Annotated in this window: 13 protein-coding genes and 1 tRNA gene; 2 read left to right on the top strand and 12 right to left on the bottom strand. The window is 42.6% G+C overall.

What is annotated here, in order from left to right; genetic code table 11:
- Window positions 1–71 precede the first annotated feature (71 nt).
- Window positions 72–1,328 (top strand): mevalonate kinase, encoded by a 1,257-nt coding sequence (mvk, locus tag ACPFYS_RS04805; RefSeq protein WP_427876321.1) that lies wholly within the window; start codon window positions 72–74, stop codon window positions 1,326–1,328.
- A gap of 880 nt (window positions 1,329–2,208) precedes the next feature.
- Here mvk and rplI read toward each other — a convergent pair.
- The 6 genes from rplI to ACPFYS_RS04775 form a co-directional block, all read right to left on the bottom strand.
- On the bottom strand, window positions 2,209–2,655 hold the full coding sequence (rplI, locus tag ACPFYS_RS04800) for a 50S ribosomal protein L9 (protein ID WP_427876319.1): 447 nt from the start codon (window positions 2,653–2,655) through the stop codon (window positions 2,209–2,211).
- A gap of 16 nt (window positions 2,656–2,671) precedes the next feature.
- Complete coding sequence (rpsR, locus tag ACPFYS_RS04795; protein ID WP_004105399.1) at window positions 2,672–2,920, bottom strand: 30S ribosomal protein S18; 249 nt, start codon at window positions 2,918–2,920, stop codon at window positions 2,672–2,674.
- A gap of 154 nt (window positions 2,921–3,074) precedes the next feature.
- Window positions 3,075–3,686, bottom strand: coding sequence for a single-stranded DNA-binding protein (locus tag ACPFYS_RS04790; protein ID WP_427876316.1), 612 nt, complete (start codon window positions 3,684–3,686; stop codon window positions 3,075–3,077).
- Window positions 3,687–3,798: 112 nt separating this feature from the next.
- Window positions 3,799–4,095, bottom strand: a complete 297-nt coding sequence (gene rpsF / locus ACPFYS_RS04785; RefSeq protein ID WP_427876314.1) for a 30S ribosomal protein S6 — start codon at window positions 4,093–4,095, stop codon at window positions 3,799–3,801.
- Window positions 4,096–4,261: 166 nt separating this feature from the next.
- Entirely contained in the window at window positions 4,262–5,278 is a 1,017-nt protein-coding gene (locus ACPFYS_RS04780; RefSeq protein ID WP_427876312.1) for a ribose-phosphate diphosphokinase, read from the bottom strand.
- A 206-nt stretch (window positions 5,279–5,484) separates the two neighbouring features.
- A complete protein-coding gene (locus tag ACPFYS_RS04775) occupies window positions 5,485–6,597 on the bottom strand; it encodes a DMT family transporter (RefSeq protein ID WP_427876310.1) in 1,113 nt (370 codons plus the stop codon).
- A 254-nt stretch (window positions 6,598–6,851) separates the two neighbouring features.
- Between ACPFYS_RS04775 and ACPFYS_RS04770 the strand changes: the two genes are divergently transcribed.
- Window positions 6,852–6,936, top strand: a tRNA-Ser gene (locus tag ACPFYS_RS04770).
- 82 nt (window positions 6,937–7,018) lie between these two features.
- On the opposite strand, the gene glf is transcribed toward ACPFYS_RS04770, so the two are convergent.
- The 6 genes from glf to ACPFYS_RS04740 all read right to left on the bottom strand — a co-directional run bounded on the left by glf (window position 7,019) and on the right by ACPFYS_RS04740 (window position 14,735).
- Window positions 7,019–8,278, bottom strand: a complete 1,260-nt coding sequence (glf, locus tag ACPFYS_RS04765) for a UDP-galactopyranose mutase (protein WP_427876308.1) — start codon at window positions 8,276–8,278, stop codon at window positions 7,019–7,021.
- A 9-nt stretch (window positions 8,279–8,287) separates the two neighbouring features.
- Window positions 8,288–9,391, bottom strand: a complete 1,104-nt coding sequence (locus ACPFYS_RS04760) for a glycosyltransferase family 2 protein (protein WP_427876306.1) — start codon at window positions 9,389–9,391, stop codon at window positions 8,288–8,290.
- Window positions 9,392–9,401: 10 nt separating this feature from the next.
- On the bottom strand, window positions 9,402–10,325 hold the full coding sequence (locus ACPFYS_RS04755) for a glycosyltransferase (protein WP_427876304.1): 924 nt from the start codon (window positions 10,323–10,325) through the stop codon (window positions 9,402–9,404).
- Window position 10,326: 1 nt separating this feature from the next.
- The gene (locus tag ACPFYS_RS04750) at window positions 10,327–11,424 is read right to left on the bottom strand and encodes an acyltransferase family protein (protein WP_427876303.1); all 1,098 of its coding nucleotides are present in this window, start codon (window positions 11,422–11,424) and stop codon (window positions 10,327–10,329) included.
- Window positions 11,417–13,324 (bottom strand): rhamnan synthesis F family protein, encoded by a 1,908-nt coding sequence (locus ACPFYS_RS04745; RefSeq protein WP_427876301.1) that lies wholly within the window; start codon window positions 13,322–13,324, stop codon window positions 11,417–11,419. The genes ACPFYS_RS04750 and ACPFYS_RS04745 overlap by 8 nt, the downstream gene beginning before the upstream one ends.
- 88 nt (window positions 13,325–13,412) lie before the next feature.
- Window positions 13,413–14,735 carry a glycosyltransferase family 2 protein gene (locus ACPFYS_RS04740; protein WP_427877662.1) on the bottom strand — a complete coding sequence of 441 codons (1,323 nt, stop codon included), beginning with the start codon at window positions 14,733–14,735 and terminating at the stop codon, window positions 13,413–13,415.
- Window positions 14,736–14,803: the final 68 nt, after the last annotated feature.

Here is a 14,803-nt window from a genome sequence, read left to right as displayed (position 1 = left end):
GTTAAAATAGTGCAAATCCGCCTTGGCGACGACTCTGCAATCAGTAAGGAGTCAGTAAGGAGATACAAACTGTGCCTCAGACTCAGCCTCAGAGCAAATGCGATCTTGCCGAAAAACTTACTGCAGAAAATGTTGGGGAAATTATTGCAAAACCTACTGGGGAAAATGTTGGGGAAATTATTGCAAAACCTACTGGGGAAAATGTTGGGGAAATTATTGCAAAACCTACTGGGGAAAATAAATGCAGTAGAGGAAGAAGCGCGGTAGATCGTGCGGTAGGTCGCAGAGGAAGCAGAGGAAGCAGTGTTGTAAGTCGCGCAAAAGTATCTGAAACTACACGAGCAGGATATGGCGAAACTTGTGCAAAAGTAATACTTTTCGGCGAACATTCTGTAGTATACGGTCATCCAGCGGTAGCATTGCCATTAAAAAATCTAAAAATGCGCGCAACCGTAACGGGCTGCAAATCTAGTAAAAATAATGAAAATGGTGCAAATAACGCAGATGTCACAAATAACGCAGACTCGCGAATAACGCTCACTTGCCTAGATTTTACGGGGCCGCTTTGCGAAATACCTCAGCGCTTGTACAGTGTGCGCACGGCAATTAAAGCCGCGCTAGAGTTTGCAGAATGGGACGGGCAGGCACTACATATAACAACAAAAGCAGATTTTCCGCCGGAACGAGGGCTCGGATCTTCTGCCGCAGCTGCAGGCGCAGTGATACGGGCGATTCTTGACTATTACAACATAAAAGCTAAAGAAAAGCAGATTTTTGAGCTAACTCAGACAGCTGAGCGCATAGCGCATGGTCATCCTTCTGGGCTGGACGCAACTGCAACAGCAGCGTCATGGCCGGTACGTTTTCAGCACGGAAAGTTTTCGCGCATGGACATTAATATGCGCGCTTGGATTATTCTGGCGGATTCTGGGCACAAAGGTATGACTCGCGTAACAGTCGAAGCGTTACGAAAATATTTGAAATCGCAGCCTGAAACTGTTAGCAAATTATTAGAAGAACTTGGCAGACTCGCCGCCGAAGCAGAATACGATTTGGCTAATGGCCGCGCAAAAAATATGGGCGAACGAATGACTCGCGCGCACAAGATTTTGGCGGAACTTGGCGTTAGTACGCCACAACTTGATTCGCTCGTGCGCACGGCATGTGAACACGGAGCGTTGGGTGCAAAGCTAACTGGCGGCGGTGGCGGCGGATGCGTAATAGCGTTGGCAGAAAGTGCGGAAGATGCGCGAAAAGTTAGCGCAGCTTTGCGAGAGGCTGGCGCTCGAAATACGTGGATTGTGGATATAAGTAGCGGACGCGAGTAGCGGACGCAAGCAGTGGACGTGAGTAGCGATTTTCACAGTTTTAATTAATAATGTACCGCTCCAAATATGAGACAGTCCTCTCACAATTGGAGCAAAACGCAGAACAACACGCTCCAAACACGAGACAAAGCTCTCGCGATTGGAGCAATAATCCTAATCTAAACCTCCAAAGACGAGACAAAGCTCTCGTGATTGGAGCAAAACGCAGAACAACACGCTCCAAACACGAGACAAAGCTCTCGCGATTGGAGCATTCAGTAGAATCAAACCCTCCAAACACGAGACAAAGCTCTCGCGATTGGAGCAAATTACGAAGATAAACCCTCCAAATGCGAGACAAGACTCTCGCAAATGGAGCAAAACGAAGACGATAACCCTCCAAACGTGTTCTAACGCTCGCGCTATAAGCGCTCGCTACGAAACTCGCGTTGGAAGTCCACTGGACTTCCAACTTGAGCGAGTTTCCGCTCCGAGTTGCTTTCGCGCGCTAAATCGCAGCGCTCAAGCAGGTCGTCGCGCCCGCAAATGGAGCAAAACGCAGACCAACACGCTCCAAATGTGAGACGATGCTCTCGCAATTGGAGCAATAATCAACAATAAACCCTCCAAAAGCGAGAGAAGGGTCTCGCAATTGGAGCGCTACGCAATAAATAACCCTCCAAAAGCGAGAGAAGGGTCTCGCGATTGGAGCAAGAGGCAGCATTAGCAGCTACAAAAGTCAGCAAATAAAAAAACTCCGCGAAAGTTGCGGCCAAATAAAACTAGACCACAACTCACGCGGAGTAAATGCTTAAGTTCAATCCACATGGATCGCAAGCGGAAAACACTAAACGTGAAAAACCGCCTGCTGTAACACGTTTCGTAAAATTATTACAAATAACTACTCTGCAACAACCTTCACAGTGAAGGAAGCAGTGATTTCTGGATGCAACGCAACGGTTGCAGGGAATTCACCAGTTGTCTTAATAGTGGCAACCTTGATTGTGCGAGCATCGACCTGAGCCTTAGGAGCCAAAGCTGCAGCGATCTTATCGGCAGAAACACCACCGAAAAGCTTGCCGGACTCAGAAACCTTAGCAGAAATCTCCACTACAGAGCCTTCAATCTGAGCCTTCTGAGCAACAGCCTCTTCACGAGTAGCAACAGCCTTTGCCAAACGAGCACGACGCATAGCCTCAATCTGAGCTGCAGCGCCCTTGTTCCAAGCAAAAGCAAGACCCTGAGGAATCAGGTAATTACGAGCATAACCAGCCTTAACCTCAACAACGTCACCAGAGTGACCGAGGTTAGCAACAGTCTTGGTAAGAATAACCTTAGTTTCAGCCATTGTTACAACCTCTCAATCAGCGACCGGTAGTGGCGTATGGAAGCAAAGCCATTTCGCGAGCGTTCTTCACGGCCTTCGCGATCTTGCGCTGTTCCTGCACAGTTACGCCAGTAATACGACGTGAACGAATCTTGCCGCGATCGGAAACGAACTTGCGCAGCAAAGCAACGTCCTTGTAATCAATTTCAGTAATTTTGGCAGCCTTCAAAGGATTTGGCTTCTTCTTGAAAGGCTTGACCGGTGGTTGCGGCCTCTTGCGTGACATAAGATGTCCTCTCTAAACAAAGCGATACGAACTTTTCTAAACGTTTCTAAACGCATTTAATATAATTTTTAATTTTCGTAACGCTTATAACCAATGAATAATAAATAAAATAAAGTTACAAGTTTAAACAGCTGAAATAAACTAACTATTAGTATTAAAACTCTGGTTCGTCACTACCACCGAAATCGGAAGTAGCGCCAAACGAAGCGAAACTATCGTTAGTTGGAGCAGAAGCACTCCACGGATCTGCAGCAGGAGCCGCAGAAGCAGCAGACGCAGATTGCGCTTGATTATTAGCATAATTTGCGCCACCAGCATAAGAGCTACCACCATGATAACCGCCGTTACCACTACCGTTAGCGTTACCCGCAGCACGCGATGCACCAGCAAAACCGGTAGCAGAGCTTTGACGAGTAACCTGAGCAGTTGCATAACGGAGCGAAGGACCAATCTCATCAATTGTTAGTTCAATAACCGAACGGTTAGAACCATCTTGAGCTTGGTAAGAACGCTGCGATAAGCGGCCTTGCGCAATAACACGCATACCCTTGGAAAGAGTGTTAGCACAATGTTCTGCCATGTCTCGCCACGCAGAGCAGCGCATAAACAGTGCAGGACCATCCTCAAACTGGTTAGAATTACGATTGAACGTACGTGGAGTGGAAGCGATAGTAAAACTTGCCACTGCAGAACCGTTCGCAATAGTTCTTAACTCTGGATCAGCAGTAAGATTACCCACTACTGTGATAACTGTTTCACCTGCCATACTGTGCCTTTTCTTTCCCGTAAAACTTAAGTTATTTGTGAAAGTCTTAAAGTCTTAAACTCTTAAGTTATTACGACGATTATCGAGCTTAATCAGCTGACTATAAGATTATTTACTTGGCGTCCTTGCGAAGAATCTTCGTACGGATCACAGACTCGTTCAAGTTCAACACACGGTCAAGCTCGTCGCTTAAAGCTGGCTCAGCAGTGTAGTTCACTACAACGTAATTGCCTTCAAACTTGCCGTCAATTTCGTAAGCAAGCTTACGACGACCCCAATAATCGGTGCCATCAACGGAACCGCCCTCATTGGTGACAAGCTCAAGATACTGCTCGGTCAACTTCTTAAGACCGCGCTCATCAAGCTCTGGATCGGCAATGAACATTAGTTCATACTTATGTGCAGACATCACCCACCTCCTTCGGACTATCGGCTGTGGTATTTCCACAGCAGGAGTGTGTTTGCAAAATTACCCTACGATTAGAGGGCAACTTTGACATTCTAACTTATAGACACGACTCAAACATATACGCTTAGATTACAGTCAACAAACAGTCAACAAGCAGCCGTCAAATCTAATGCGCATAAATACTACGCTGTTTCATATCCTCCGGAAGAGCATTACGCAACGAAACCAAAGAACCAGAGCGGAAAACAGAACGAATACCAGCAGCCAAAAGCGGAGCAATTGAAAGAACAGTCATATTATCAAGACGCTTTTCTTCTGGAACAGGCACAGTATCAGTCACAATAATTTCTCTAGCACCACAAGCTTTAAGTCTTTCAACAGCAGGACCTGAAAGCAAAGCGTGAGTTGCAACTAAAGTTACAGAATTAGCACCAGCCTCTCGCAAAGTACGCACAGCTTCACAAATAGTGCCAGCAGTATCAATCATATCGTCAACAACAATGCAGTCACGACCACGAATATCGCCAATAATTCCGTGAGCAACAGCGCAATTAGGCCTAGTAATATCGCGAGTTTTGTGAATAAAAGCAAGAGGCAAACTACCAAGTTTTGCAGCCCACTGCTCAGAAACCTTAATTCGCCCAGCATCCGGAGACACAATCGTAGCATTGTCGAGTTTCATAGAGTTGCGAACATAATCAATGAGCACAGGCATTGCTGTTAAATGATCAACTGGCCCATCAAAGAAACCTTGCTCTTGAGCAGCATGCATGTCTACAGTCAAAATACGAGTAGCACCAGCAGAACGGAACAAATCAAACATCAAACGCGCAGTAATCGGCTCGCGACCCTGATGCTTCTTATCTTGACGCGAATACCCAAAGAACGGCGCAACAACATTAATACTGCGCGCGGAAGCACGTCTCAAAGAATCAACCATAAGCAGCTGTTCCATAATCCAATTGTTAATAGGATTAGTGTGAGCTTGCAAAACAAAAACATCAGAACCACGTACAGGCTGAGTGAAACGCACATACATTTCACCGTTTGCAAAATCGTAAGCAGTTGTCTCCAAAACGTCAATACCAAGGTATTGAGCCGTTTGTGAAGCAAGTTCCGGATACGCCCTACCGGTAACCAACATCATCTGTTTTTTAGGAGTACCCTCAAGAATCGTTGACATATCTGCCTTCCCATTTTGCAAAATTTTTAGCGCAAATATGCGTATTTGCACATATAGATTTTATTCTACCAGCCCGTCAAGCCGTACCAACACAAAAATAATAAGATACGCAATTAAATAGAAAATTAGATAAAAAATTGCGCAAAAGTTACGAAAAATAAAAAAGATACGAAAATTTGTTAGCAGATAACAAAAAATTAGTAAAACTATCTAATCAAAGTCATCATAATAAATATAAGCAAGAAGCCTACAAAATCAGCCCAAGAGAACACAGCGCCAGCGAATATAACGCCAGTAATCGCAGCCAAAACAGGTTCGCTTGCACCAAGCAAAGTAGCTCTAACAGAACCAACTCGCATAACACCAGCAAGAAATAGCCAATACGCTCCAAAAGTTCCGCCAACAACAGTAAAGACGAATAAAGAGATAGCAAAAGCGTCAAGCGGAGGAAGCGTAGCCCACGGTCTAACAAACGGCATCAAAATAGAGCCGGCAATAATAAAAGTAATACCGTTAATGACAAAACTACCCCATTTAGCTACGAGTTTCATAGGCATAATAGCTAAAGCAGCAGTCGAAAAAGCGTCTCCTAATCCCCAAACCAAACCCATAATAGGCAAAGAAAGAGAGTTGATATTACCGCCAGTAGCCATAAGAGCAGTTCCAGCAAAAGCAAGAATCACACCAACGTTTTCGCGCATAGTAGGAGTTCTGCGATTACGCAAGCACACGTATAAAAGCACAAAAAGCAAGTTAAGACTTTGCAAAACTGTAGCAGTTCCAGAATTAGTCCAATCTATTGCCATCAAATATGTGATTTGCGCAAATAGCACGCATACCATTCCCGTAGCTACGATCATGAACCAGTCACGTCCTGCGCCGAAAACTTTTACAAGCTGCTTAGGTGTGAATATGACTGCGATAATTATAAATAAGATTCCCGTTGCGAACTGTCTTACGCACGCTATTTGCATTGGCGACACGTGATAGTTCATCATTAAAATCTTAGAAACCGTTGCGTTTGTGCCCCAAAGCGCTCCTCCAAGAAGCGTAAGAATCATACCGATTACTATGCTTCCAGCGGAATGATTAAATGAAGGATTTGGTTTTTCTGGATTTTCTGCGATTGCGGCAGCAGCAGCTTTTGACTCGTCGAAAGTTGAGGAAGCTGATTGAGTTGCGGAATCTGCGGAAGTTACGGAATCTGCAGAAGTTGCAGAAGTTAGCGTATCCGAAGCAGTAGTATCTGACGAAGTATCAGCAGAATTACCCTGACTATCGGCAATGCGTCGTTTGCGATGCAATATAAGCATAGCCATAGTCTACTTCTTTCATTTAAAACCCCAAAACTAACAATTTGCAACAATTAGCTTGCAACGTATTAATGTATTATTGCACGTTAAGTCAATTAATAAAAATATAAATGCAGAAAACTTCGAAAAATTTTGTATGCGTGTCGCAATAAGTAATAATTTATAAATCCGCCACGCAGAGTTTGCATTATCTAGAAAACGTGTTATTCTGTTTAAGTTGTTTGCTTAATGACGTTAAGTCTTTTCAGCTGTACAACATTGGAGAATTCGCCTAGTGGTCTATGGCGCACGCTTGGAAAGCGTGTTGGTGTAACAGCCTCACGAGTTCGAATCTCGTATTCTCCGCGCGTGTAGGGTTCTGGGCACTTCGGTTGCCCGGAACCCTTTTTCGTATTATTTACCGTATTATTTACGATTATATTTACGATTATCGCGCAATTAGTGGCGCTACTTGCGATTCGTAAGCACGCAAAGCCATATCGATCACATTGTGCATATCGTAGTAGCTGTAAGTGCCGAGTCTTCCGCCAAAAACAGTGCGAGGCTCAGCCGCCGCAAGCTCCGCATAGCGCGCATACAAGGCTTTATCTGCATCAGTATTCACAGGATAGTAAGGCTCATCGTCGCGAGTTGCAGCGCGAGAATACTCCTGCCATACAACAGTCTCCCCTGCTTTCACGCTTTTGCCAGGCACGAAATCAGCCTCGCCAGTCTCACAACCAGTCTCTCTGCCATCCTCACAGCCAACCTCCTCGCGCTCTGGATTAAAGTTCTTAAACTCAATCGCACGCGTAAACGGCACATCAGCATCCGAATAGTTCATAACTGGGCAACCAAAGTGGTCACTCTCCTGGTAACGCACTTCCTTAAAGTCAACGGTACGCCACTTTAACTCACCAAGCGCGTAATCAAAATACCTGTCCACTGGCCCCGTGTAAACAACAGGCACTCCAGCTTTCGCCAACGCGCGCTTATTAAACGGCTGTGATTCGTCGAAAAAGTCTACACCGAGCGAAACGTGAATTAGCGGATCGTCAATCATGCGCTGCATCCAAGCCGTGTAGCCGTCCGTTGGCAAGCCTTCCCAAGTGTCTTTAAAGTAACGATTATTGTAGTTAAATCGCACCGGCAAGCGCTTAATAATTCCTGCTGGAAGCTTAGAAGGATCCGTTTGCCACTGCTTTGCCGTGTAGTTTTTAATAAACGCTTCATACAAAGGCCGCCCAATTAAACTAATGCCCTTATCGTTTAGATTTTGCGGATCTTTGCCAGCCAACTCCCCTGCTTGGCTTTCAATCAAAGCCTTCGCTTCTTCCGGCGTGTAGTGCGCGTGGAAGAATTGGTTAATCGTGCCTAAGTTTATTGGCAGCGGATAAACTTCGCCGTCGTGAGTTGCGTACACGCGATGCACGTAGCTAGTAAACGACGTAAAACGGTTCACATAATCCCACACGCGCTTGTTGCTTGTGTGGAAAAGATGCGCACCATACTTGTGAATTTCGATTCCCGTGCGCTCGTCAAAATACGAGTAAGCATTGCCGCCGATATGATTACGCACGTCAATAATTTCAACGCGAGCGCCAGCGCGTTCTGCCGCTTGCTGAGCTACAGTTAAGCCGAATAAGCCAGCTCCAACAACTACTAAATCTGGATATTCTTGCGATTTTGCATTATTGTTTTCGTTCATTTTGCGCGCCTACTTCATGTTTTTGATTTTGCAATCGTAGATTATTTTTTCAAGATTTCGCACACACGCCATAGTAAAACATTGCGCGCGCTGTAAAATAGTAAGCTTTTTAACTGCTGATTTAGCAAATTTTACGTCTTCAGCATAATTTTTTTCGTATATTTTTTGGATTTTTGCGTCGATATTTACCGTGCTATTTTTTCCACTTTTCAGCGCGCATCGCTCGTACCTCAAGTTTCCAACCATCGTGTAATAGCTTCTTGCTGGCACAACGTTGTGCTCTAAGCACAAATCCCAATTTGCTCGAACTGCGTCTATATGATCGTGATAGAAGCTCGCGTCTCGCATTTTGTGAGTTACAGAATCTGCGCGCTGCAGCCAGTAGTACAGTACTGCGTCCACGTGCGCCACGCAATTCATGCGCGAGTACAGCACGCTTGCCATCGCAGTGTCTTGCGCAAACTTTCCTTCTGGGAATCGCACTCCTTCCCAAACCTCTCGCTTGTACAGTCTGCACCAGTTTGCTTCGTTAAAGTAACGCGCTTCGCTGCACCTGCCAAGCTTGTTTCCTATTATTCGCAATATTTTGCAAAATACGGTTTGGTACGCTTTTAGAGGATTTTTTACGATTTTTATTTGAGGAATATTTTCTAAGCGCTCGGTTGCTTGCGACTTTTCCGCGTCCAAACCAGCTTCTTTTTTAATTTGTTCTAAGCTACTTATCCCGAATTGTTGCCATTTTGCTTTGCTCATATCCGCTCCGCTTTGCAAAATAGCGTTGAGTAGAATCTCAATATTTTTGCAGTCTAAAATATCGTCGTTGTCTGCAAACGCTATAAATTCGCCACGAACTGCATCGAGTCCAGCGTTTTGCGCGCGCGATATTCCGCCGTTTTGTTGGTGTATTACTTTAACTCGCGAATCTTTTGATGCGTATAAATCGCAAATTTTACCCGAGTCATCTTTGGATCCGTCGTCTACTAAAATCAGCTCTATGTTTTTGTAAGTTTGCGCAAGAATCGAGTCCACGCATCCGCTCAAATATTTTGCAGAATTGTAAACTGGCACGATTATAGAAACTAGCGGATTTTCGTTTTTAGCGTAATTTTCCATTGCTATCCTTTCAAACCGCGTTTTGTTCTGCTTTGCGCTTTATACATTCGTCTTTGTACTTTACACATTCGTATTTGCGCATTTGACGAATTTTTTTCTGCCCATCCTTAAATCCGCGTATCATTGCGCGAATTTTCGCAAACTTATCCTTTTCCCACAACGCCACGAAAATCATATCTCGCACAACCGCACGCAACGACTTAGCATACGAGTATGTTCCCATTTTGTAATCCACTACTTGCATATTTCGCGCTATGTAGTACTTGCGATTTGCGTTGTGATTCCACACGATTGGGTGTTTTATAATCAAGTTTATTGAGCGCGCTTTGCCGATTTGGTGTTCCATTATAACGTTTTGGCACTCTACGATTTGCCAGCCAGCGCGCGCAAGTCGCCTTGAAAAGTCGAAGTCTACTCCGTCAATTTCCAACCATTCGTCAAATCCGCCGATTTTCTGCCACGCTTCTACGCTTGTTAAGCTTCCAGACGTTATGCATTCGTCTTCGTGGCACTTGCTGTGTAAAATCGTGCCGTCTAAACGGTTTTTTAGCAAAGAGCATACAATTGCAATTTTTGAATTTTTTGCATTTTTTTGATTTACAAGACTTTCCTGATTTTCCAGGATTTTCTTGTATTCACTAATCATGTTGCTTGGCACAACAGAATCGTCGTTAAGCGTTAGAACCCAGTTGAAACCTTGCGATTTTGCCCATTCAAACACTTGCGTTAATGCTTTTGCAAAACCAATATTTTGACTGTTTTTAACTAAAGTTACGTTTGCGTATTTGCTTACAACTTCTTGTAAGCTTTTAACGTTTTTAGAAGCATTATCTACGATTATTACGCGCTCTACTTGATTACATAACGCTTCTAAACACGTATCTACATCCGTTAAAGTTGGATTATAGGTGATTATCCCTGCACAAATACGCATTTTAATCCAAACTGCGATTCTTACTGCCGATTTTTACGCAACATTTGCTCACAAAACCAACAATCAAGTTTGTAAAACGCTTAAGCATTACAGAAAGCACAAGAATTACCGCAAACTCTGCGATTAGCAATCCGTACGCTTGCCAGCGATTAAGCCACACTGGATATATTACTGTAAATACTTGCATTATTAACACGTGGTGAACCAAAAAAATTGGGTATGAGTAAGCAGACACAAACTTTGTGCACTCACTTAATGGCTTAAAACTTTTAACAAGTTCGCCAATATAAGAAAGCAATAGGAATGCTAATATGCCCACAACCGTAACTGCAATATTGTCCTTTAATATATGCGTTAACTGTTGTGCTACAAGAATCACAAAAGATACTGCTGCAAGCCAAGACGGCACTTTTTTAATAAACTTAACAAAAATCATGCCAAATACTAGTTCTGGCAGTCTTGTTGTTAAAAGAATATCGGATGGAACTCGTGGAATTTGATAAAACTTAAAGAACACAACTGTTGCAACATATAGAGCCAACACAACGCACACTGTAACTATTGGCATTTTGTTTATGCCAACTCTTAAAAGCGGGAACACTATATAAAACAGTATTATGAATCCGAGGAACCATTCACCTAAAGTGTAAAATGTGCCTACACCGAATGCTGCAGCATAACCATCCATTCCAAACAATGAAAAAATTGCTGTTATTCTGTGTCTTGGCACAAAAATATAACCGTTATTACGAATAAACAGTAAAATATTCGCCACTACAAACGCCACCCAAAACATTGGGTACAGTGTTTTTGCGCGCTTTGTGTAGAACGTGCGCAAATCAAGACTTTCTCTATCCCCATAGTTGTACATAAGAGCAGCGCCAGAAATAATCAAAAATAGCGATACTCCTAATCCGCCAATGTAAATTCCAAACGGCCTATTTACAAAGAATCGCGTAGACTCCAAATATGGATTGTTAAAATGCGTTACAACAATCAGAATCGCAGCTATTGCGCGAATCCAATCCAAGTAGAAAAGTCGCGGTTTCCTTACTCGCGCGAGTTTTGGCGACGATGTATTTACACTTATATCACTCATCTTCTTTACCTTTACGACCAATATGCACAATTCTTTGACCTATATACAAAGTCTTATAAAATACGCGTTTTGCAATACTTTTTAGCACTCTTAAAACAGTGTAGCGGAAGCGCTTTCCGCGCATTACTTCTCTACAAGTTTCTTCCAAATTGTGCTTAATCCACGGCGTGCTAACAGATTTTGATAGTTCTCGAACATCGAATTCTAGATTCGTCATTTCTATTCGCGCAAAGTGATCCGAGAATATGTATGCGTCGTAGTAGCCGTTAGATTGCGGCACGTATCCGTATGCTCGCTCTATAAAGTGCAGCAATGTTCCGTCTATTTTTAGCGGCTCTGCTGGAAAATCTTCGTAAGTCCACTTTTTATCTAACAGCCCGCGCAGTGCTTTTGTGCGGAACCAGAACATTGTGCCGAGCGGTGCTATAGCGTCTTTATTTTCGTCTAACGGAACGCTAATTCCTAACTTTTTTTCTAGGAATTTCTTTGTGCCTTCAAAATTTGGACCCCAAGTGTATGTAAATCCTGGGAAGTAGTCTGCATGATTTGGCGGCGTTGGCATTGCCATTCCGAGACGCGGATGCGTTTCAAATAGATTTATAACGTTTTGCACGTACTCTTTGCTTGCAAGAATATTCTCAAAACACTTGTATGCAAATCCATCACCTATGCTTCTAGGCGATAACTGCGTAACTTTTTTATCGTGCGCAAAACATACGTAATCGTACTTCATAAGGTCAGCACCGCCGCCAACTAAGAATGCGCTCACATCTCTACCGCGATTTTCAATCAACCGTACGTCTACGTTATACGGAAGATGTTCCACGCGTTGTTTCACAAGTTGCTGGTTTTCTTTTGAACCTACAGTTAAAATAACGTCACATCCTTGCGGCATGGATTGAATATAGTGCAAACTTTTATCTAGCAAATCCATGTAATACAAGTGCATGCACAACGCAACTTTTGGCTTAACTGTTGATGTTGATGTTGACGAGTTTTCCACAATCTGATTTTGCGGCAAAATGTATCGCAAATGAAGATTCTTCATCAAATCTGCCATATTCATGCTTCGTAAAGCATTTTCCCAAATCAAATCCGTGTCATAATCTGTGTGGTCACGCAAATACTCGTATAAGTCTAATGCAGGATTTCCAACGGATTGTGTAGAAACGTCGGAGTAATCGTGGAAGAAAGACCTGCGCTTAAAAATCGGGCAACGCTTATATTCCACAATCTGCCTTGCAGCATACGTTATTGGACCGTAAGAGTAGCCTTCTAAATCACTCGTATCAACATACACATCCCACTTATAACCCTTATCTGCAAATCGCTTTGTAAATACGGATTCATGCAATCCAACAGACTCAAAGTAGCTGTTAATTTGTGGAAGATTATTCCAATAATTCTGAAAATCCTTAGATTGAATAAAACTTTTTCTGTATGCGTGGAAATGCGATTGAATATGTTCTGGCAAGTATCCGTACGGACTGTAGCCGAACGGATCGCCATTAACCTTATGAAACTTTGTTATACCCCAAAAATCAAGGTCTTTTGCGTTCATCGCATTAAACATTTCGCTAAATGGGTACACAGGACCCATAATTGTTGCGTTAAACAGCACTACTTCATCAAACTTTTCCAGTTCATCCCAACCGTAAGAGTCCATTGCTGTTTTGTACGCCCAAACGTCAAAACCTTTGTTTTCGCGCAAAATAAATTTATCTGCGTAGCTTTTAAGCATTGCTTTGCTTGGTTCGTCTATTTTTCCGTTTACTACAATCGCAAGCTCATTGAAAAATGGCTTAAATCCGTCAAGCAACGTAGACACATAGTGGTCTGCGTGACCTTGCGCATCATAGAAGAAGAAAATGCCCAAGCGCTTTGGATTTTCCAAAATCATGTTATCTCCTGATTTACCTTTAATTATCTTTGATTATTCTATTGTGTAATTTTGTATTTTGTTTAATCTCAAATTTATTTTTTAGACTTTATTTATCATTCTTTGGTTTAGTTAAGTTTTTAACCATATTTTTTATCTTTAGTGCAGCACGCTTATACGCTGGCATAGCGTCGTAACGTTTTTGCGCTTCAATTTGCAAACGTTTTTGTTCTTCTTCATATTTTTGCTGATGAACCTGCATAATATGCAAAGACATTAAGTCTACTTGCTCAGCATAAGTTGCGTTCTGTGAATCATTAAAACTATCTGGTTTAATGTTTCGGTAAACGTTAAGAAGAGCATCACAAACAGATCCGTGTTTTATTACGCAATCATCTTCTACAACCTGATTCATAAGGTATACAAGCTCTTCGAGCACAATCAAGCACGCACGCTCTAATCCCCATGTTTCAATAACAGCGTTTATGGCTTCTTGAAAATCCTCAACTTTTAGTCTTGTAAAGAACTCATCTTTTACTATTTTCAAAGCGCGATTATTAAACCATTGCGCAGCTTCGTTAACGGTCTGCTTGCGACTTTTCAACTCGGAATCGTCGAAAGAATCATTAACAAAAGCACCGTTGGAATCGTCAACAAAATCCTTAGCAAAATCACAAAAAGCATTCACAACATCTTTAATATATTTCTGCTCTGTGCTAAATCTTTCAACGCTTATTTTAGATCTTCCAGAAATTCCTCTGCCAATATGGTATTTAAGCGCGCGGAACGCCGTTAAGTCCTTCAAAGTCTTAGCAGAAGATGCTGTTACAAAGTATTCGTATGCGTCTTCGACTTTAGTGAGTCTAGCAGAAACTGTTTTTTCAAAAGAATTGCGTATTAAATCGCCATTAAAAAGTGCTGTTATTACATTCCAAGGCATCCAATGCGGAAGATCGCTAGAGAACGACGATTTTATAATATTGTCTCCCGATTGATCACCATTTGTTTGCGCATACATTTGATCGTAACTGTATGCAAAATCTTCGTCCGATTTGCCTTCTGGATGAATAGAAACACCAAAATGCAATATATCCGCTGGATGACTACTAACGTACGAGTAAAGAACTTCGCAAGCTTTAAGCTCAATCTCATCGTCTGCGTCAACAAAAAGAACGTAATCTCCGCTAGTTGCCTGTACAGCGGTTTTACGAGCCATATGCAATCCGCCGTTCAAAGTCTTAGCAATAATTTTTACTCTAGAATCTTTTTTCTCGTAATCACGCAAAATCTGCAAAGTATTATCTGTGCTAGCGTCGTCAACAACAATAATTTCAATGTTTTTAAGAGTTTGATTAACAAGCGAATCCATGCACTGTTTAATATACGGTTCCTTGTTATACGCAGGAACAACCACAGAAATTGCAGGATTCATAAATCGTCTCCATTGCACACTAAACGGTAAAATAGCACAAATCATGTCTATTGTACTACTAAACACAA

It is taken from the genome of Gardnerella sp. 2492 (genome assembly GCF_050320365.1).
Classification (GTDB): domain Bacteria; phylum Actinomycetota; class Actinomycetes; order Actinomycetales; family Bifidobacteriaceae; genus Bifidobacterium.
This window is presented reverse-complemented; position numbering and strand designations above follow the sequence as displayed.

Coding starts and splice junctions, on each gene's coding strand:
- ACPFYS_RS04760 (WP_427876306.1), bottom strand. CDS start 9,391: ATGGAAAATTACGCTAAAAACGAAAATCCGCTAGTTTCTATAATCGTG.
- ACPFYS_RS04740 (WP_427877662.1), bottom strand. CDS start 14,735: ATGAATCCTGCAATTTCTGTGGTTGTTCCTGCGTATAACAAGGAACCG.
- ACPFYS_RS04780 (WP_427876312.1), bottom strand. CDS start 5,278: ATGTCAACGATTCTTGAGGGTACTCCTAAAAAACAGATGATGTTGGTT.
- ACPFYS_RS04775 (WP_427876310.1), bottom strand. CDS start 6,597: ATGGCTATGCTTATATTGCATCGCAAACGACGCATTGCCGATAGTCAG.
- ACPFYS_RS04755 (WP_427876304.1), bottom strand. CDS start 10,325: ATGCGTATTTGTGCAGGGATAATCACCTATAATCCAACTTTAACGGAT.
- ACPFYS_RS04745 (WP_427876301.1), bottom strand. CDS start 13,324: ATGATTTTGGAAAATCCAAAGCGCTTGGGCATTTTCTTCTTCTATGAT.
- rpsF (WP_427876314.1), bottom strand. CDS start 4,095: ATGTCTGCACATAAGTATGAACTAATGTTCATTGCCGATCCAGAGCTT.
- glf (WP_427876308.1), bottom strand. CDS start 8,278: ATGAACGAAAACAATAATGCAAAATCGCAAGAATATCCAGATTTAGTA.
- ACPFYS_RS04750 (WP_427876303.1), bottom strand. CDS start 11,424: ATGAGTGATATAAGTGTAAATACATCGTCGCCAAAACTCGCGCGAGTA.
- ACPFYS_RS04790 (WP_427876316.1), bottom strand. CDS start 3,686: ATGGCAGGTGAAACAGTTATCACAGTAGTGGGTAATCTTACTGCTGAT.
- rplI (WP_427876319.1), bottom strand. CDS start 2,655: ATGGCTGAAACTAAGGTTATTCTTACCAAGACTGTTGCTAACCTCGGT.
- rpsR (WP_004105399.1), bottom strand. CDS start 2,920: ATGTCACGCAAGAGGCCGCAACCACCGGTCAAGCCTTTCAAGAAGAAG.